Origin of the sequence: Streptomyces sp. 840.1 (genome assembly GCF_003751445.1) — a bacterium.
In the GTDB taxonomy this organism is placed as follows: Bacteria; Actinomycetota; Actinomycetes; order Streptomycetales; family Streptomycetaceae; genus Streptomyces.
This window is the reverse complement of record NZ_RJUU01000001.1, coordinates 2,583,477-2,602,013: the sequence shown is the minus strand read 5'-3', so window position 1 is coordinate 2,602,013 and position 18,537 is coordinate 2,583,477. Positions and strand designations below refer to the sequence as shown.

The following is an 18,537-nucleotide window of genomic DNA, read 5'->3' as shown; positions in this document are numbered from 1 at the left end:
CGCACCCGCGCCCGGAACGGCTGCGGGCCCGAAGGTAAAACCTTCGGGCCCGTCCAGCATGCGGGACGCCCTACTGTCCGACCGGTCAGCCGCACCCCGGCGCACACCACGGCTCGCGGATCGTCAGCAGGTGAGCCCGGAGCCGGGGGCCGTGCCGATGATCCCGGTGATCCGCTCGTACTTGGCGACCCGCGCCGCCACCGAGCCGGGGTTGCCGCCGTCGCACTCCAGCGCGCCGTTGAGCGAGCGGATCGTCTCGCCGAATCCGGCGCCGCCGACCATCGCCTCGTGCGAGGTCATGACGCCGGGGCCGTTCTGGGTGTTCCAGTACCAGAGCGCGGCCTGCCAGGCGACCGACGGATCCCGCTCAACGAGCCACGGGTTGTTGAGCAGGTCGAGGCCGAGCGCGTCACCGGCGGCCTTGTAGTTGAAGTTCCAGCTGAACATGATCGGGCCGCGCCCGTAGTACGCGGACTGCCCGGCCGGGCAGCCGAAGGGCTGGCTGTAGTCGCACTTGATCCAGTAGTTGGCCTCGTTGATCTCCTTCACGTACCTGAGCCCCACCGACTCGAAGTCCGCGTGCGTCAGGAACGCCGCGGCCTCCCGGCTCCGCATCGCCTCGGTCCCGGTGTTCGCGAAGCGCGGGTAGGCGTGCAGGGCGTCGATCAGCCCCTGGTACGTGTAGAAGGGGTCGCGGTCCGGGAAGATCCGGTCGAACTCCGCCTCGCTGATGACGAAGTCGGAGACCCCGCCCGTGCAGGCCCCGCCGTCGGCCCAGACGGTGGTGGCGCCCGGATTCTCGTTCTGCGTCCACCACTTGGCCGTCCAGTTGCGGCCGTGGTGCGAGACGGTACCGCCGGCCGTGTAGGCCGACGAGGAGCTCCAGAGCGGCGCGCAGGCGGCGGCCGGGGCGGGCCCGGGGGCCGCCGTGTTCGCCGTGCCGTTCGCCGCGGCGTTCGCCGTGGCCGGGAGGAAGGCGGCCGTCGCCACGACGGCACTCAGGGCGGTCAGAAGGCTCTTCATGCGGTTCAGCGCTGCTCACTCCTTCGACAGGGCACACCGCACGGGCTCCGGCATGCGTCCGGGCATCCCGACACCCAACCCCCGCTGGTCTGGACCTGTCAAGGTCTAGACCAGCCGTCGCACGCCGCCCGGTCGCACCGCACCCGTGGCCGCCGGGCGAACAGCGGACGAACACCGGCCGAAGGTCCCGCCCGATAGCCCCAACTCCCTTTCCGTGCACGTACGGTGACGCGAACCGCAGACCGGCCGCCCCGCGTGTGCGGGCACCCCGGGGGGAGCTGGTGGAAGCCGTGGAGTGGCTCAGCGCCGAGAACGTCGTGGCCGTGCTCACCGCCGTAGTCGGCGTCGCCGTCTCCATCGGAGTGCTCTGGTACGAGCGCCGGGTGCCCCGCCGCAAACGCATCGGCTACCGCGTCCAGATGGACACCCCGATCGGCGGCGACGCCGGCCAGGGCCGGGCCAACGTCCGGCTCGGCCTCTTCGGCGAGACCCCGGACATGTCCGACGCCACGCTCGTCCTGCTGCGCATCGAGAACGACGGATCGCAGTCCATCGCCCGAGGCGACTACACCGGACCGGACGAACAACTCCACGGCCTGGTAGTCGAGTTCACCGAACGCCGGGTCCGGGGCATCGCCGTCACCCACTCCCCGGGCGCCGACCACCTCATGGACCACTTCACCCCGTCCGCCGGTCTGCGCGAGAGCGGCTCCCTGATCCGGCTGCCGCGCGTACCGCTCAACCGGGGCGAGCACTTCAAGCTCCTGGTGCTGCTGACCGGCTCCCGGGTGGGCTCCCCGGTCCGGGTCACCGGCGGCATCCGGGACGGCGAGGTGACGCCGAACAAGGCGGCCCGCCCCGACGAGAAGCCCCCGCTGTTCGGCCGCGCCGCCCGGTTCATCACCGTGGCGCTCACCGTCTGCGTGGTCACCCTTGCCTCCATCATCCTGGTGCGGGACGACACCCCGCCGCCCATCGGCTGCGCCCGCGGCGAGCTGACCGTGACCGGCTCCACCGCCTTCGCCCCGGCGCTGCGGGAACTGGCCGCGAAGTACGGCAAGGCGTGCGAGGGCGCCACCGTCACCGTGGACGCGCACGGCAGCACCGCCGGGATACGGGAACTGGCCGACACCGGCGCCCGGTCCGGGAAGTCCGGCTCACCGGCCCTGGTGGCCCTCTCCGACGGGCCCAAGCCGAGCGGCTTCCCGCAACTGCGCGAGAACCGCGTCGCCGTCTCGCTCTTCCGCCTCGTCGTCAACGACCGGGTCCCGCTGAAGAACCTGACCGGCGACGACATCCGCCGGATCTACCGGGGCGACATCCGCAACTGGCGGGAGCTGGGCGGCCCCGACCTCCCCGTACTGCTGGTCAGCCGGGACGCCAACTCCGGCACCCGCGAGGTGTTCCAGCGCCGCGTCCTGGGCCGCAACGAACCCGCCCAGTCCTCCCGCGACTGCACCACGAAGGACGATCCGCAGGCCGCCGTCATCCGCTGCGAACTCGACTCCACCGAACAGGTCCTGGCCGAGGTGGGCCGGCTCGCCGGTGCGATCGGCTACAGCGAACTGCGCTCCGGCACCAAGCCCGCCGGGGCACACCAGATCGCCATCGACGGCCGGACCCCGTCCGTCGACACGATCGCCACCAGCAGCTACCCGTACCGGGAGATCGAGTACGCGTACACCTACGGCAGCCCGCCCGCCGACTCCCTGGCCTCCAGCTTCCTGGCCTACCTCAGCCGAGGCAGCGGCCAGGACATCATCCGCACCCACGGCCACCTGCCGTGCGCGACGCCGCAGGGACTGCGGATCTGCGGGGAGGAATGAGGGGGCGCCCGGTGCGGGGCCGGGGGACGCGTCAGGCGAGGTCTCCCATCCAGACGCGACGGCCGAGCTCATCCAGCTCGGTCTTCAGCCGACGGCATTCCGGCAGGGCCCGCCCCAGAAGGCGCCAGTAGTCGGGGCCGTGCCCCGGCACCCGGACATGGGCCAGTTCATGGGCCACCACGTAGTCGACGAGGTGCATCGGAAGCTGGAAGACCGCCCAGTGCAGCGAGATCGCCCCGGCACCGCTCTTACCGGCCCGGTAGCTGCCCCACCGATGACCCAGGTCCCGCACCCCGACCGTCGGCTCGGGGAGGTCCATCCGGGCGGCCCAGGGCTGAAGGCGGCCCCGCACCCAGCGCTGTCCCGCCCGGCTGTACCAGTCGGCCAGTGCCTTGCGCGCGAGCACCGGGTCCGCCGCGACCCGGCTGTCCAGCCGCAGCCTCCCGGCGACAAGACGGACAGCGGGCACCGGGCGGCCTTCGTCCGGCGCGTCGTCAACGACGAGAATCCGATGGTCCCGCCCCAGGTACCGGTGAATCTCGCCGTCCCTGAGGGTCCGTACGGGATGGAGCTGCCGACGCTCCTCGCTGAGCCGCGCCTTGGCCTCGATCCAGCCCGCACTGGAGCGTACGAAGTCCTCGGCCCGCCGCACCCCGCACCCCTTGGGCACGTGCAGCGTGAGCGATCTGTCCCGCTCGACCGTCAGCCCCAGACGCCGGCGGCGGAGGCTGATCCGTACGCCCAGTTCCCGCCCGTCGACGACCAGCACACCGTCCTCGATGAGCTCGGGCTCACCGGGGAGGGGCGCGGGGGCGGGGGACGAGGAGGGCATACGCCTATTCTCTCCGCGCTTCCGACCGGAAGGCCTCGAGGTTCTGCGCCGCGTAGCCCGCGAGTGTCGAGGCGAGCCGGTTCACTTCCTGGCGCCCCTCGCCCCGCAGGCGGTACCCGGCCTCACGGAGGCGGATGATCAGACGCGCCTCCAGCAGCGCCACATGCCTGGCCTCACCGCCGAAGGAAGCCAGGCTCACCCCGCTGGTGATCTCGTCGTACACCTCGGCCACGACCCGGCGCAGTTCCGGTGGCTCCGCGGTGTCCAGCAGTTCGCTCTCCGTCAGCCGCTCACCGATGAGGACATAGAGCCGCTGCTCCATGGGGGTGAGATCGGCGACGGCGGGGTCGACTTCCTCCGCCCGGACAGCCCTCGCGACCAACGGACCCAGTTCCCGGACGATGTCGTCCCAGCGTCCGGCGAACTCCTCCAGGACCCGCGTCAGCTCCACGGACAGCTGCCGGTAGACCGCGCGGTCCTCCACCGCCTGCCGCTCCTCCAGGTGGTAGCGCAGACCCTGGATCTGTTCGGCCGCCGCCTCGCGCACCGGCAGCCTGCTCACGACCTCGTCGAAGTCGGGGGCGAGGATCGACACAGGCGGTACCGCCTGGTTCACCTCCTGCGCCTCCAGGTGGTCGGCGATCAGCGCCCGCACCTTGCGGCCGTACCCACGCATCACGAACCCGCCGCCGGTGTCGTCGCGGTAGTGACGACGTACGCGCATCTGGAGCACGCTCCACGCCCGTGCGTCGGGCATGAAATCCAGGGCGTCCTGGTGGGGCAGGACCCGGTCCACCGCCCCGAGGAACTCGCCGAGCTTGCGATCGAACACGGCCCTGCGCCCGGGGTCCGAGAGCGCAAGCACCGCCTCCGCGAGTCCCGCTCTCGTCGTGAGGTCCCCCGCGTGCATCTCTTCCGACAGGAAGGTACGGAACTCCGCTGCCGTACGCCCGAGTTCGGGCAGTTCGTCGGACATGTCGCGGAGCGAGTCGAGCGCGCGTGGATTGCCCTGGTAGGCGGCCAGGGTCTCGGCGAGGTTGTTCAGTACGCCGTAGTAGTCGACCACCAGCCCCTCGGTCTTGCGCCGTGCGGGACGGTTGACGCGGGCGATCGCCTGGAGCAGTTCGGCGTCGCGGATCGGGCGGTCCAGGTAGAGCGCCTGCTCGATGGGGGCGTCGAAGCCGGTGAGCAGCATGGACTTCACTATGAGGAAGGCGATAGGTGGCGGGTCGGCCACCTCCTCGCCCCAGACCAGGTCGCTCCAGGGGTTCATCCCGCCGACGGACCCGGCGGGAACGGGGTCGGGCTCGGCGGGAGGCGTGAACGCCCATGGATTGTCCGGGGGCAGCTCGGGGAACGGCTGGAGGAACCGGGCGATGTGTTCGCGTCGGTTCGTCTCGTCGGTCCACTCGCGCCACCTCCCGTCCTTCTGCTCCTCACCGGCCGAGATCACGGGCACGAAGTCGATGCGCCGCAGCAGCTCCTGGAACTGCCAGGCGCGCAGCAGAAGCGAATCCTCCCTGCTATAGCTCTCCGCCGGCCGTCCGCGGAGTGACTCCCGCCGCCCACTTCGGTCGAATTCCGCCACCCGCAGGAGAAGCTCGGTACGTGCCTCCTGGAACGCGTTGCGGTAGAGGACTGCGGCCTTCCTGCTGACGACGGCCACCTGTGCTTTGAACCCGCCCGTGAGCGGTCCCGTGACGTAGTGCTCCAGCATGTCGGCGGCTTTGCGCCAGATCAGTGGCGGCGACTCCGCCACGGCCCGCTTGGACGGTGTGCCGTACTTGGACCGCACACGGGCCCTCTCGCCCGCCTCCAGTGGCTCGATGAGGTCCTCGAAGCAGTCGTCCAGCTGCTCCTTGTCACGGACCTCGGCCGTGGTCGCACGGCCCGAATAGCGCACGGGCACGACGACCTTGTCGCGCTCCGCCTCCGTCATCCGGTACGTGTCGAGGAACTCCGGATCCCCGCCGGGCGCGGTGCTCGGCTCCAGCCCGAAGATGCGTCCCGTGTCGGTGTACCGGCCGTCCATGAGCGGGGTGCCGGTGAAGCCGATCCGTGCCGCATTGGGCAGCGCCTTGCGCAGACAGGCGTGCAGCACGGAGGTGTGGGAGCGGTGGGCCTCGTCGACCAGGACGAGGACCCGGTCGGAGTCGCTGCACTCGGGGAAGATTCGTGCGGCCTTGCGCAGGGTCTCCTCGTCCGGCGTGGGATCGGCGATCTCCTGGGCGCTCGCACCCGCTGCGGCCTTCGCCCGGCCGGCCTCGAACTCCCCGTCGAGCGACCGCTCCTCGCCGCCCGCCGTGTCGCCCGCCCCGTCCTTGCCCACCAGGTCCCCGAGGAACTTCTGGATGGTCGCGAACACGACCGCGCGCCCGCCGTCCTTTCCGGCCCGGCCCAGCAGGCTCTCCAGATCGGTACGGGACTTCGCCTCGCGCACCTCGGAATCGCTGAGCGCGACGGCCTTGCGCAGCTGCCGCTGGAGGTCGATGCGGTCCGTGACGGCCACGATCGTGATGCGGTTCAGTGCCGGGTCCGGGCTGGCGTGGAGCCGCCGGGCCAGGAACTGCATGGTGAAGCTCTTGCCCGCGCCCTGGGTGTGCCAGATGACCCCGCCGCGCCCGTCGAGGTCCCCGCCGGTGAGGGCGCGGCTGCGCCGGGTACGCAGCCGTTCGATGATCTTCTCCGTCGCCCGGTACTGCTGGTGGCGGCAGACCACCTTCGCCGTACGGGGCTGCACGGCCTTGCTCCCGCGCCCCTTCGCACCCGCGACGTCGCCGAGCGGCATTTCGAAGACGTAGTGCCGGAGAACGTTGAGCAGGTTGCCGGGCTTGAGGACGATCGCGGTCAGCTGCTGCTGAAGGGTGGGCTGTGCCTTCGCGTCCAGGAGCCCCCAGCCGCGCAGTTCCCGCCGTAGGTGCTCCGGCTTCGCGTAGTCCGGGCTGGTGCTGCGCCACAGCGCGTAGTGCTCCTCGGAGGAGGAGTACGTCCCGAGCGCGGCGTCCGTTCCGTCTGCGGCGACCAGCAGCTGGGCCGGAGCGAACAGGTGCGGGACGCCTCGCAGGGCGCCGGGTCCACTGCGGGTGTCGTCGCCCACGGGACGCCCGGCGTAGGCGCGCAGATCACGGATGGCCTTGCCCAGCGGGTCCCGGACGCGGGGGGATTTGCACTCGATGACGACGAGTGGGATGCCGTTGACGAAGAGCACGAGGTCCAGCACGGCCGGCTTGTTGTCCGCGTCGCAGACCCGCAGCTGATCGACGACGAGGTAGTCGTTGCGGGCGAGGCGCTCCTCGCGGCTGCCCTCCAGCGCCTCGTACGACCAGTCGACGAACCGCGTCTTCACGTCCCGGTCGTCCGGTCCTGACTGCAGGATGCCGCTCAGGATCAGGTCAGTCGCGTCCCGGTTGGCCTGCGGCAGCGACTGCGCGGACACGTGACGTGCGGCGGCGCGCAGGGCGAGGACGGCCGGGTTGGTGTGCGCGTCGTCCGTCATCCACGGGGAGCACCGGCGCACGGCGGCCCGCAGCCGCCGCTCAAGCAGTACGTCCCTGAAGTCGTCGCGCTCTCCGGCGGCCGCCAGCCGGGCACCTTCGATGTGCTGCCACCCCATGGCCTTGAGGTGGGCCAGCATCGGCCACTCCGCCTCGACCTGCTCGGTCGTGCCCTCAACCTCTTCGGCAGCCATCCCCGTGCCTCCCCCGCGTACCGACCCGACGTACTCGTGAACCCGTGCGAGGGTCCATTGTGCGCCAGGGGTGGAACGGGCATGCGGGCCAGGCCCCGCAGTGAAACCGCGGGGCCTGGCGGGGGTGGCGACTGTCAGGCCTGGCGGCGGGTGGTGAGGATGCTCTTCCGGCAGTCCGGGAGGTCGGCGGCCGGGCTGACGCGGGCGTCCGGGTCCTCGTCGAGCGCGTAGCAGAGCTGGGCGTGCAGCGTCTCGGCCTCGGCGGGCGTCAGCCGCAGCGCGGCATCGGCCTCGAAGGCCCCGTCACGGCGGAACCACAGGTCGATCGCCAGCGACCCGTCCGCCTCCCGCCGCACGGGCTTACTGGGCACCCGGCTGACGCGTACCCGCTCCATGCCGCCCATCAGGCCGCCCCCCTCGTCGTCGCGAGCACCAGGCTGCCCGCGCTGTACGCCTGAGCCGCCCCGGCGCTGACCACGAACCCGTCGAGCGCGAGCCGCATGGCGGTACGGCGTGCGCGGCGTTCCGGGTCGATGGCGCGGGCGCGGGCCGGAGGGACGAGGCGTAGAGGGTGCGGGGGTTGGGGCGCGGGCTGGGGGGCGGCATGGGGCGGGGGTGCGGGCCGGCTGAAGGCCGACAGGGCGCTGGCCAGGAATGCCAGAACCAGGTGCACGAGTGTGCGTGGCAGGGGGGTCCGGATACGGTGGGACATGCTGACGCTCCTTCGAGGCGTTGGCCATGCCCCGGGGTGGTTGCACACCGCCGGGGCACTCCAGTTCAAGCGGTAACCAATCGACTACCGCCCGCAACCAAGAGTAGCGACAAAAGTGCTGATGCATCAATGTTGATGCGCAACGAAGTGCATTGCATATGCACCTACAAACGTCGGGTGTCCCCTCCCCGGCGCGGTGCGCTCCCGCTACACGAGGTCGTCGAACTCGCCGGCCTTGGCCCCCGCCAGGAACGCCGCCAGCTTGGACGGGGTCGTCCGGACGATCACGCCAGGGTCGTCGCTCTCCCTGACGAGAACGTCACCGTCGACCACTGCGAGTTCCAGGCAGTTCCCCGACTGCTCCGAGTAGGACGACTTGCGCCACTGAATGTCCACGGTCCTCAGGCTTTCATAGCTCGCGCAACACGCTGCGAATGAAGTCGCGCGACCGCTTCGGATCGAGCGAGCGCGTCTCCATACGATCCAACACCGCGCGGTAGTTGGTCAGATGCGTCTCGGCATCAAGGAACGTGATGCTGTTCGGCACGTCGATCTGCACGGTGTCCAACTGGCACACAGGCCCGCTCGCGTACATGGTCGAGCTGCCCGCACTGGGGAATCCGCCCGCGGCGAACGGGATGACCCGCAACGTCACGGCATCCCGCTCCGAGCACGTGAGCAGCTCCTCCAACTGCCGCCGCACGACGGCCCGGTCACCGAAGAGCATCCGCAGTGCGGCCTCGTGAAGAAGGAACGAACAGCCAGGCGGGTTCTCCCTGTCGAGCAACGACCGACGACTCATCCTGAAGTTCACCTGAAGATCCATCGCCGCCGAACTCAGCGGCGGCACGGCCTCACCGAAGACGGCGCGTGCGTAGTCCTCGTGCTGCAACAGTCCGGGCAGGTGCGTGATCTGCACATGCCGCAGCGAGACGGCATGGTGCTCCAACTCCACCAGGTCGAGCATGAACGAGGCGACCGAGTCCCGGAACTCGTCCCACCAGTTCGCCCCGGCCCGCTCACGGGCCATGTCGGCGAGCGCGTCCACGTACGCGTGGTCGGGACAGGAGTAGTTGGACGCCCACACCCGGACGCGGTCGGCACTGACTCCGAACCTCGCGGACTCGGTGTTGCTGATCGCGGTCTTGTCCACGCGATGCAGCGCGGCAGCATCGGTGAGGGAGAGCCCGACGTGTTCCCGCATCCGCCGAAGCTCGGCCCCGAGCCGCCGCTTTCGGGCGGTGGGTGGTTTCCGCACGGAAACGTATTACGCCTCTCATCCTACATTACCCCACCAAGCACGAATGACTCAACCCGGAACCCTGGTAGTTAGAAACTCTGAGATGATCCCGTCCCCAACCTGGCGAAGCTTGCGGAGACCATCCATCCGCGATTTGATCAACTCGGCATAGTTGACAGATAGCGCAACAAAGCCCGCCTGCTGCAACAGCTCAAATTTAGGCACCCGCAAAGACATCACGGCAGCCTGGGAAATATTAGCTTGCCCAGTACTGCCACTCAGCAGCGAATCGATCTGCGCCCTAACAATACTAGCACCCAGAAGAACATGCAGAAATTCCGCACCAGAACAGGAAGGGCTGGGGATGATTCGAAAAGTTTTATCGCTAAGCATGAGCTTTCTGCGAGTTTCACCGACCAAGGCAGTAACACCTACGAGGCTTTTTGCACCGTTAGCGCGAGCCATAAGTAGATCACCTGGATGAATTTCTAGATTCTCGCGAGGGTCGAGAGAATCGGGTAGCCGCTTTGACTCTTCCGGGCGAAATATACCCTGAGTCACAGCACTGACACGGACTACGCCCCACTCACTGGGGCCTGGTGGTCGCTGATTGCACGCAGGGCTCCATCCGGACTGAATTCCGAGAGTGTAGCCACTCAAAGAAATTGACCGGCCCGAGGCGGAGATCTGTCCATCAATGGCCGCCTGTCGAGTTGCTCGCAGCTTTGAAATCTCCTCCTCGGTGATGCGTTCTGAGTCTGTTACTGCATCCAAGATCTCAATAATACGACGCTGCCGCGACATCGAAACAAGCGGGAAAGATAGCCTCGCGAACCTATCGCCACCAAGATGTGCAATACTCGTGGTCTTCTTTGCAATCGATGCAAATGTTCCATCGTTAACCCAGGCCCTAAATACTTCGCGCGCATACGCCGGAAGCACCTCTGGACCACACCGAAATCGAATAAGAGTATTCTGAAAGAAATATCTATCCGGCGGCCCATCATAGATCGAGCTGCGCCCTACCAGCTCCAAGCTCTGCCCCTCGTTGAGCAGAATATCACCCGGCAACAGGTTATATTTATGCCGCTCCAAAGGGGTGAAACTCATAGTCTTCACATCCGCATAGCTAATCCGGCCATCGAGGACGTTAGCGACTCGGAGATAGGGGCCGTGCATGCCATCCGCCTGGCTACTCGCAGGCGAAAGCTGCTTACCCATCCGCACCTCGCCGACCTCCCGCACGGGAACCCAGCGGATTTCGTCCGATTCAGCCGACATAACCCAGCTCCTTCAGGAACCCATCCAGCCGCTTCGCCGCAGCCTCACGCCGAACCTCAATATCCCGCAGCGACACCAGGTACTTCCGCTCCCAGCCCAGGTACACGTCGACCAACTCCCGCCTCCGACGCACCACATGGCCCTCCAGCTTCGACGCCAAGTCGTCCCGGAGGATGCCGAGAACGATCTCCCGCGCACCGTCCTCACTCAGCGCATCCCGCACCTCATGCAGCCCAGGCGTCGGCCGAGCCTCCTCGGCGCCGTCACCCGCCCCGGCAACCGTCACGTCCAACGCCGTCTGACCGTCGGACGCGGCCGACGCAGAGGCAGACGCAGACGCCGCCCCGGCCTTCTTCTTCGCGGCAGCGGCAACCGTGGCGGCCTTCGCCGCGCCGCCCATCCCGTCCAGCGGATAGAACGCCTCCTCCAGCGCCTTCACCGCCTTGCCCGCCACCGTCCGCTCCTTCTTGAGCTTCTTCAACTCCGGCTCGCTGAGCAGCGCATCCGCCACCGCCGGATCGAGAGCCTCGGACGACTCGCCGTCCTCCCCCGTGACGCCCGCCGCAGCCGCCGCCCGCGCGGCCTCCGCTTCCTCGGCAGCCTTCACCTTGGCGTCCAGCTTCGCCTTGACGGCGTCCGCGTCGGCCAGGTCCCGCAGGAAGTCGGAGGCGATCCGGGCCACGATCTTGTGGCCGTACGCCTGGCGGCGTTCCGCGCCCGAGCGTTTGCGCGCGCCGCCCGTCCACGGGTTCGGCTCCGGTTCGAGCAGCGTCTCGACCGTGTCGACCCAGCCCTCGACGACGCCCTTGAAGCCGTTGCCGGCCAGAGCCTTCAGCTCGTTCCTGGCGTCCTGCCACCATCCGGCGACCGCCCCCGAGAGGGCGTACCGGTCCAGCAGGTCGACACTGAGCAACCGCCGACGAAACGAGCTGATCAAGCCCGCTCGCAGGCCGGCGAGCTGGGACCGCTTCTCGAACTCCGTGCGGTGGTCGCCCTCGTAAGGGGCCAGGGACGCGATCTGCTCCGTCTCCGTGGCCCACCACTTGTCGAACGCGTCCCACAGCTCCCGCTCCCGCCCCTCGGCCAGCGCGGTCAGCCGGTCGGCGTCCGGCCGTTCGCCCTCGGGCAGGAAGTCGACGTACTCGGAGTCGGGGGAGCTCTCGGCGAACAGGGCGCTGATCGCGACCCGGTACGACGTCAGCAGGTTCGCCTTGTCCGCCGCCTCGATCTCGGACCTCGGAACGCCGCCCGTCAGGTGCGCGCGGACGTCCTGCGGCTCGGGCGGCGGGGTGTTGTCGACGTAGCGGCGGATGTTGAGGTTGTACCCGTTCTTCTTCAGCTCTTCGCGCTTCACCCACCGGGCGAACCGGGGCACGCCCGAGCCGTCCCCGACCGGCTCGTGAAACGTGGAGACGATCTTCTCCACGTGCTCCGGCAGCAGTACGTTCTGCGCGCGCTCCGAGTGGTACTCGCGGTCGGCGTTGATGAACAGGACCTGGTCGTGCCGGTCCGCGCGCTTGCGCCCCTGGGCTCGCAGCACCAGCACACACGCGGGGATACCGGTGCCGTAGAAGATGTTGGACGGCAGGCCGATCACGGCCTCCAGCATGTCGGCCTCGATGAGCTTGGCCCGGATGTCCCCCTCCGCGCCACTGCGGAAGAGCACGCCGTGCGGCATCACGGTGAAGACGGAGCCGCCCCGGCCCTCGACCATGTACAGCATGTGCTGGAGGAACATCAGGTCGGCCTTGCCCTTTTCCGAGGTGTGGCCGTATTTCATCCGGCCTTCGATCTCGGGCAGGTCGTCGACGCTGTAGTCCATGGAGAAGGGCGGGTTGCTGAGTACCACGTCGTACGACTTGTCGACGTGCAGCGGGTTGGTGAGGGTGTCCCCGGTCCGCAGGTCGAAGTCGCTGGCGCCGTGGAACAGCATGTTCATCGTGGCCATCACCCAGGAACCGTTGTTGGCGTCCTGTCCGGCCAGGGCCAGGTCCTCGGTGTCGCCGCCGTGCTCCTCGATGTACTCCTTGGTGTGGATGAGCATTCCGCCGGAGCCCACGCACGGGTCGTACACGTGCTGGTTCGCCTCGGGACGGGCCAGCTCGACCATCATGCGCACGACGGCGCGCGGGGTGTAGAACTCACCGCCCTTGGAGCCGGCCGAGTCGGCGAAGTCCTTCAGCAGGTACTCGTACGCAGCGCCGATGACGTCCGGGAACTCGAAGTCCTCACCCCGCAGCCGCAAGGTTCCGAAGTGGCCGATGAGCGCGGAGAGCCGCTTGTCCGCGAGCTTGGCCGCCGACGTTCCGGTACCGCCGCCGCCACCGATGCGGTTGAAGTTGACCTGGCTGAACAGGCCGTGCAGCCCCTCGTTGCCCTGCTGCCCCTCCAGGGCGTCCAGTGCGGGCTGGAGGTAGCTCGTGGCCACGTCGTCCACCGCTCCGGCCAGCCGGGCCCAGCGGGCCTCCTCCGGGACGTACATGATCCGGTCGGCCGTGTAGTGGTACGGCTCGTCCGCCTCTTCCCGGGCCTCTTCCTCGCTCCGTCCGTCGTCCATCTCCTTGATGACGATCCGGTCGTGGGCGGCCTCGAACTCGTCGTTCACCCGCTTCAGGAACAGCAGCACCAGGAGGAAGTCGCGGTACTCGGCGGCGTCCATGGTGCCGCGCAGGATGTCCGCGGCAGCGAAGAGGTGACGCTCCAGTTGATCGAGCGTGAGCTTGGCCACGGACGGACTCCAAAATGATGTGATGCCTGCGCTGTGCAGCTGAAGGGGGGACGCCGGGCGGCGAACCGCCCAGCCGTGACCGTCGAAGACGTATCTCCACGCAGCCTAGTAGCCGCTGAGAAGAAGGCCTTCCTCAACGAAATTCCAGATGTCGGTGAACGGGTCCCACTTCTCAGGATTGGCCGTTTCGACGCGAGTATTGATCGCCTTTGCGTATTTCTTGGCGTCCTTGTACCGCTGCCCGTCCTTGCTCAGTACCTGCTCCTCGCGCATGTGCTTCGACTGCTGCTCGGAAACGGTGCGGACGTTGCGGCCGTACGTCGCCGCGAAGTCGGGGCGGGAGCGGAGCCGACTGTTGGCGTCGGTGCATACGCCGCCGAAACTGCTGGTGTAGTTCGTGTAGTGCAGGAGCCGCCACAGTTCGAAGCAGGGGTGCGAGTAGGCGACCTTGATGCCCTCCTTGTCCGCGAGCTGCCTGGCCTCGCGGATGTTCAGGTGGTCGTCGCGGTCGAAGAGGACCCACACCTCGGGGTAGTTCCAGTCCTTGGCTGTCAGCCCGGCGTCCTTGGCCTCGCGGCGAACCTTGCGCAGCGTGATGACAGCGTCCTTGACCATGGGATAAGGCTTACGGTGCTTGCCCACGGCCTTGTCGTTCTCGAAGTGGTGATCCACACTGCGGCCCGCAGTGGCCGGGGTGCCGTGCTTCAGGATGATGTCGATGTACTCGGGCTCGGTGACCTCGCCCTCGGTGAAGATGTACACCTGACGAGGGCGATTCGCGCGCCCCTTCCCGCCATCCTTCTTGCGGGAAATGCTGTCCCCTCCCCTTGGCCTCGCCATCAGCCCTCTTCCGCCTCCATCCGCGCCAAGTCGTCCGTCCGCACCAGCCGTCGCCCGATCTGCCCCTCTGAGACCTTCGGCACCGCACCGAAGGACCCGGCGAGGTACGACGCCATGAGGTCCTCCTCGTCCGTCGGTTCCCAGTCCGCGACCGACGACAGCTCCGTCGCGCCGGTGTCGTCCTTCTCCGTGAGCCACAGCTGCCCCGGTTCCAGGAGACGGCCACCGCCGGGCGTCCGCAGGAGCGAGGGATCGTGGCCGGTGAAGATCAGCTGGGCGCCCTTGAGGTTCACCCACGGCGTCTGGAAGAGGCGTACGACCTCTGCGGCGAAGCGCGAGTGCAGGCTCGCGTCCAGCTCGTCGACGAGCAGGACCGCGCCGGTGTCGAGGGCGAGCAGGAGCGGGCCGATCAACGCGAACCAGGAGCGGGTGCCCCAGGATTCCGAGGCCCAGTCCAACGCCGTGCGTTCTCCGCCGCTGGTATGGATCAGCTGGATGACCGGACGCCCGGACGATGACCGCTCGACCTCCACGCCCGCGATGCCGAGATCGGCTACCCGCAGCAATTCCTCGGCCCGGCGCCGGAAGTCTTCGCTCCGCAACAGCTTCCCGGCCGTGTAGTCCTCGCGCTGGCTGCGTTCCGTCTCAGGAGTGACGTCCCAGAGGTTGTTCTTGAACCAGTCGAAGACCGGGGTGAGCTGTTCGTGGCCGTCGTTGGCGGCGCGCGTCAGAAGGAGGGCGTCCTGTCGCGTCGTCCGGGCCAGACGGGTGCGGTCGTGGAGCCGGTCGCCCGGGAAGTCGAAGTCCTTGTCACGCCCGGCGTCCCGCTCGAACCAGACCTGCCGACGGCCCTTGGGGTAGGCGTAAAGCCATTCCGCCTCGACCCGGCGCGCACCCAGCTCGAACCCGTACGTCCAGCGGACACCGTCGTCGAGGACGAAGTCCGCCTCGTACAGAGACGTTTGCGTCGCCGCCTTGGGGTCAAGGGCGAACTCGTCGCGGGGGATGCCGTCGTAGGAGGTCCAGTCGGCGTAGGAGCGCATGACAGCGTGCTTCATGCTCTTCAGCGCGGTGATTACGTTTGACTTACCGGAAGCGTTGGCACCGAAGATTCCGAGCACGGTGTGAACGGAAAGGTGCTGCCCGTCGGACAGCACCGTCTCGCGGGCTGCGGCAAGCTCCCTCTCGGTCCCTTCGGACGCGACGAACGACAGCTCCTGCTCGTCGCGCAATGACCGGACGTTCGCCACCCGGAATCTCAGCAGCATCCTGGCTCCTTCATGGCGGACACATTAGTCACACCACACGGCCCGCGGGTGCGGGTGCACGGTGGCGGCCGACGGGTCATGACTGTCGGCCGCCACCGTGGTGTTCCCTACAGGAACGAGTTGATCTCGATCGTCTCGGTCCGGCCGGGGCCGACGCCGATCGCGGAGATCGGGGCGCCGGACATCTCCTCCAGCGCCTTCACGTAGGCCTGCGCGTTCTTCGGCAGGTCGGAGAAGGTCTTCGCCTTGGTGATGTCCTCCGACCAGCCCGGCAGCATCTCGTAGATGGGCTTCGCGTGGTGGAAGTCGGTCTGGTTGTACGGGAGCTCCTCGACGCGCTTGCCGTCGATCTCGTACGCCACGCACACCGGGATCTGCTCCCAGCCGGTCAGCACGTCCAGCTTGGTGAGGAAGAAGTCGGTGAGACCGTTGACCCGGGTCGCGTACCGCGCGATCGGGGCGTCGAACCAGCCGCAGCGGCGGTCACGGCCGGTGGTGACACCGCGCTCGCCACCGATGCGGCGCAGCGCCTCGCCGTCCTCGTCGAGCAGCTCGGTCGGGAACGGACCGGCGCCGACGCGCGTCGTATAGGCCTTGAGGATGCCGATGACGCGGCTGATCTTCGTCGGTCCCACGCCGGAACCGGTGCAGGCGCCGCCCGCGGTCGGGTTCGACGAGGTGACGAAGGGGTACGTGCCGTGGTCGACGTCGAGCAGCGTGCCCTGACCGCCCTCGAAGAGGACGACCTTGCCCGCCTCGATGGCGTCGTTCAGGATCAGCGAGGTGTCGGCGACGAAGGGCTTGATCTGCTCCGCGTACTGGAGCATGTCCTCGACGACCTTGCCGGTCTCGATCGCGCGCCGGTTGAAGACCTTGGCCAGGAGCTGGTTCTTCTGCTCCAGGGCCGCCTCGACCTTCTGCTCCAGGATCGACTCGTCGTAGAGGTCCTGGACGCGGATGCCGACCCGGTTGATCTTGTCGGCGTACGTCGGGCCGATGCCGCGCCCGGTCGTGCCGATCTTGCGCTTCCCGAGGAACCGTTCCGTCACCTTGTCGACCGTGACGTTGTACGGGGTGATCAAATGGGCGTTACCGCTGATCAGCAGCTTGGACGTGTCCACGCCGCGGTCGTTCAGCCCACTCAGCTCGGAGAGCAGGACGGCCGGGTCGACCACGACACCGTTCCCGATGACCGGGGTACACCCCGGTGACAGGATTCCGGAGGGGAGGAGATGCAGTGCGTACTTCTGGTCGCCGACGACAACCGTGTGGCCGGCATTGTTGCCGCCCTGGTATCGCACCACATAGTCCACGGATCCACCGAGGAGGTCGGTGGCCTTCCCCTTGCCCTCGTCACCCCACTGAGCACCGAGCAGCACAAGTGCGGGCACAGGCGTACACCCCTTCCGGGCGGGGCATGTCCAAGGTCAGGGGGCGTACGTAAACGTCGTACATGCCGTACGACGTTGTACGACAAGGCCTGAACCGTCGAACCGGGTGCCCCGGAATAGACCAAGCCCCTGGCGCAATAGCGCAAGGGGCTCTTGCACCAAGATGCTACCCGAGGAAGGACCGAGGTGTCGGCTGCCCAGCCCCCCGGTAACGGTGCGCCCCATCTGCTGGTGGTGATCGATCCGGTCGCCCGCAGGACGGACGGCGAGTCCGTCCGGATCGCGAAGGACGTGCTGAGCGCGGGCTCGCACGCCAAGATCTGCCTTCCCGACGGCCCTGAGGAGTTCGCACGGGCCCTCTCCCGCAGGGGCGGCCGGCGGCCGGTGGTGATCGGTGACGACCGGGCGCTGCGGCGGGCGGTGGCCCAGCTGCACCGGGAGCGGGAACCGGCCGGAAATGCCCTTTCGCTGATCCCGGTCGGCGCGGCGGCGGCCCTGGAACTCGCCCGTTCGCTCGGCGTGCCGACGAGTGCGGTGGCGGCCGCCCGCACCGCGCTCGACGGCGCCGTGCGGCGCCTGGACCTGATGGTCGACGACAGCGACGGCGTGGTGCTCGGCGCGCTGCGCATCCCGGCGCCGAGCAGCGCACCGGGCACGGAGGGGTCCCATTCGGGCGTCACCGCGGTCTGGGACACCTGCCGCTCCCTGGTCCGGACCCTGGTACGCCCCGCGCCCTCCGCGCTGCCCGCGCCGCTGCGCACGCACCGGCTGCGGATCGAGGCGGACGGGATCCTGCTGAACGATCTGGACCGCCCGGTCGAATCGGTGACGGTGACCTCGGGGTGCGGGGACGGCGGCCTCGCGGAGGTGACGATCCACCCGACGGACGGCGACCCGGTCACCACGGGGGCCAAGGCCGTCACGGTCTCCGGACCCGATTTCCGCTACCGCGCGGACATACAGGTCGGCGGGCCGGTGCGGACACGCACCTGGACGGTGCGGGCGGGCGCGTGGGGGCTGATGCTGCCGGTGCCGGCGGGGTAGGTCCCCCGGGCCGGGGCGCGGGTGCCTTCAGCCTTCAGGTGTCCGCGCCCCCGTCGGACGCGTATCGGCCGCCCGCGCCCTCGTCGGACGTGTATCGGCCGCCCGCGCCCCCGTCGGCCGCCGGGAGGTCGAGCGTCTTGCGGTGGTCGTGCCAGCGGGCCATGAGCCCCTCCAGCTCCGACTGCAGGAACTCGAAGAAGGCCGCCGTCTCGGCGATCCGGGCGCCGGCGGGCGTGTGCTCGCCGAGCGTGCGGGCCCCGTCCCGAAGGGTGCGCTCCCAGCGGGTCAGCACCTGGTCGCGGCTGGCGAAGGTGGTGTACCAGATCTCGTTGTGCAGGCGGTAGCGGTCGCGGCGCGAGCCCGGTTCGCGTTCGCGGCCGACCATGCTGACCTGCGTGAGGTAATTCACCGCACCGGACACGGCGGCCGGGCTGATCTGCAGCGCCAGGGCGAGCTCGGCCGAGGTCATCGAGGCGTCGTCGTCGGCGAGCAGGGCGGCGAAGACCCGGGACGCCATCCGCTGCATCCCCGCCTCGGTCATGTCGGACGCGAACCGCTCGACGAAGCGCGAGACCGCCTCCGCGTCGCGCTGCGCTGGGGCCCCGGCCGCGTCCTTCCGGTCCTCTGTGTTCTCCGCGGACTCGCTGCTCATCAGCTCCATCGT

15 protein-coding genes are annotated in these 18,537 nt (G+C 68.7%); 2 read left to right on the top strand and 13 right to left on the bottom strand.

Annotation, left to right across the window (positions count from 1 at the left end; translation table 11 throughout):
* Positions 1 to 123: 123 nt before the first annotated feature.
* The gene (locus EDD93_RS11890) at positions 124 to 1,023 is read right to left on the bottom strand and encodes a glycoside hydrolase family 19 protein (RefSeq protein ID WP_123525130.1); all 900 of its coding nucleotides are present in this window, start codon (positions 1,021 to 1,023) and stop codon (positions 124 to 126) included.
* Between the two features lie 290 nt (positions 1,024 to 1,313).
* On the opposite strand from EDD93_RS11890, the gene EDD93_RS11885 reads away from it, so the two are divergent.
* Positions 1,314 to 2,849 carry a substrate-binding domain-containing protein gene (locus tag EDD93_RS11885; protein ID WP_123527708.1) on the top strand — a complete coding sequence of 512 codons (1,536 nt, stop codon included), beginning with the start codon at positions 1,314 to 1,316 and terminating at the stop codon, positions 2,847 to 2,849.
* A 31-nt stretch (positions 2,850 to 2,880) separates the two neighbouring features.
* Here the strand turns inward: EDD93_RS11885 and EDD93_RS11880 are convergent, their stop codons facing one another.
* The 11 genes from EDD93_RS11880 to EDD93_RS11835 form a co-directional block, all read right to left on the bottom strand.
* Complete coding sequence (locus EDD93_RS11880; protein ID WP_260255694.1) at positions 2,881 to 3,681, bottom strand: M48 family metallopeptidase; 801 nt, start codon at positions 3,679 to 3,681, stop codon at positions 2,881 to 2,883.
* Between the two features lie 4 nt (positions 3,682 to 3,685).
* Positions 3,686 to 7,369 carry a type I restriction endonuclease subunit R gene (locus EDD93_RS11875; protein ID WP_123525129.1) on the bottom strand — a complete coding sequence of 1,228 codons (3,684 nt, stop codon included), beginning with the start codon at positions 7,367 to 7,369 and terminating at the stop codon, positions 3,686 to 3,688.
* Positions 7,370 to 7,503: 134 nt separating this feature from the next.
* Positions 7,504 to 7,773 carry a hypothetical protein gene (locus EDD93_RS11870; RefSeq protein WP_123525128.1) on the bottom strand — a complete coding sequence of 90 codons (270 nt, stop codon included), beginning with the start codon at positions 7,771 to 7,773 and terminating at the stop codon, positions 7,504 to 7,506.
* A complete protein-coding gene (locus tag EDD93_RS39370) occupies positions 7,773 to 8,081 on the bottom strand; it encodes a hypothetical protein (RefSeq protein ID WP_148083853.1) in 309 nt (102 codons plus the stop codon). The genes EDD93_RS11870 and EDD93_RS39370 overlap by 1 nt, the downstream gene beginning before the upstream one ends.
* A gap of 207 nt (positions 8,082 to 8,288) precedes the next feature.
* Positions 8,289 to 8,477, bottom strand: coding sequence for a DUF397 domain-containing protein (locus tag EDD93_RS11865; protein ID WP_123525127.1), 189 nt, complete (start codon positions 8,475 to 8,477; stop codon positions 8,289 to 8,291).
* 13 nt (positions 8,478 to 8,490) lie between these two features.
* The gene (locus EDD93_RS11860; RefSeq protein WP_123525126.1) at positions 8,491 to 9,339 is read right to left on the bottom strand and encodes a helix-turn-helix transcriptional regulator; all 849 of its coding nucleotides are present in this window, start codon (positions 9,337 to 9,339) and stop codon (positions 8,491 to 8,493) included.
* 51 nt (positions 9,340 to 9,390) lie between these two features.
* Complete coding sequence (locus tag EDD93_RS11855; protein WP_123525125.1) at positions 9,391 to 10,602, bottom strand: restriction endonuclease subunit S; 1,212 nt, start codon at positions 10,600 to 10,602, stop codon at positions 9,391 to 9,393.
* A complete protein-coding gene (locus EDD93_RS11850) occupies positions 10,592 to 13,330 on the bottom strand; it encodes a class I SAM-dependent DNA methyltransferase (protein ID WP_123525124.1) in 2,739 nt (912 codons plus the stop codon). The genes EDD93_RS11855 and EDD93_RS11850 overlap by 11 nt, the downstream gene beginning before the upstream one ends.
* A gap of 105 nt (positions 13,331 to 13,435) precedes the next feature.
* Positions 13,436 to 14,092, bottom strand: coding sequence for an RloB family protein (locus EDD93_RS11845; RefSeq protein ID WP_185092284.1), 657 nt, complete (start codon positions 14,090 to 14,092; stop codon positions 13,436 to 13,438).
* Between the two features lie 77 nt (positions 14,093 to 14,169).
* Positions 14,170 to 15,438 carry an ATP/GTP-binding protein gene (locus EDD93_RS11840; RefSeq protein WP_123525122.1) on the bottom strand — a complete coding sequence of 423 codons (1,269 nt, stop codon included), beginning with the start codon at positions 15,436 to 15,438 and terminating at the stop codon, positions 14,170 to 14,172.
* A gap of 107 nt (positions 15,439 to 15,545) precedes the next feature.
* Positions 15,546 to 16,829 carry an adenylosuccinate synthase gene (locus EDD93_RS11835; protein WP_123525121.1) on the bottom strand — a complete coding sequence of 428 codons (1,284 nt, stop codon included), beginning with the start codon at positions 16,827 to 16,829 and terminating at the stop codon, positions 15,546 to 15,548.
* Between the two features lie 186 nt (positions 16,830 to 17,015).
* Here EDD93_RS11835 and EDD93_RS11830 point away from each other — a divergent pair, with 186 nt between their 5' ends.
* Positions 17,016 to 17,873 (top strand): diacylglycerol kinase family protein, encoded by an 858-nt coding sequence (locus EDD93_RS11830; RefSeq protein ID WP_123525120.1) that lies wholly within the window; start codon positions 17,016 to 17,018, stop codon positions 17,871 to 17,873.
* A gap of 34 nt (positions 17,874 to 17,907) precedes the next feature.
* Here EDD93_RS11830 and EDD93_RS11825 read toward each other — a convergent pair whose 3' ends face one another.
* Positions 17,908 to 18,525, bottom strand: coding sequence for a GbsR/MarR family transcriptional regulator (locus EDD93_RS11825; RefSeq protein WP_123527706.1), 618 nt, complete (start codon positions 18,523 to 18,525; stop codon positions 17,908 to 17,910).
* Between the last annotated feature and the right edge of the window lie 12 nt (positions 18,526 to 18,537).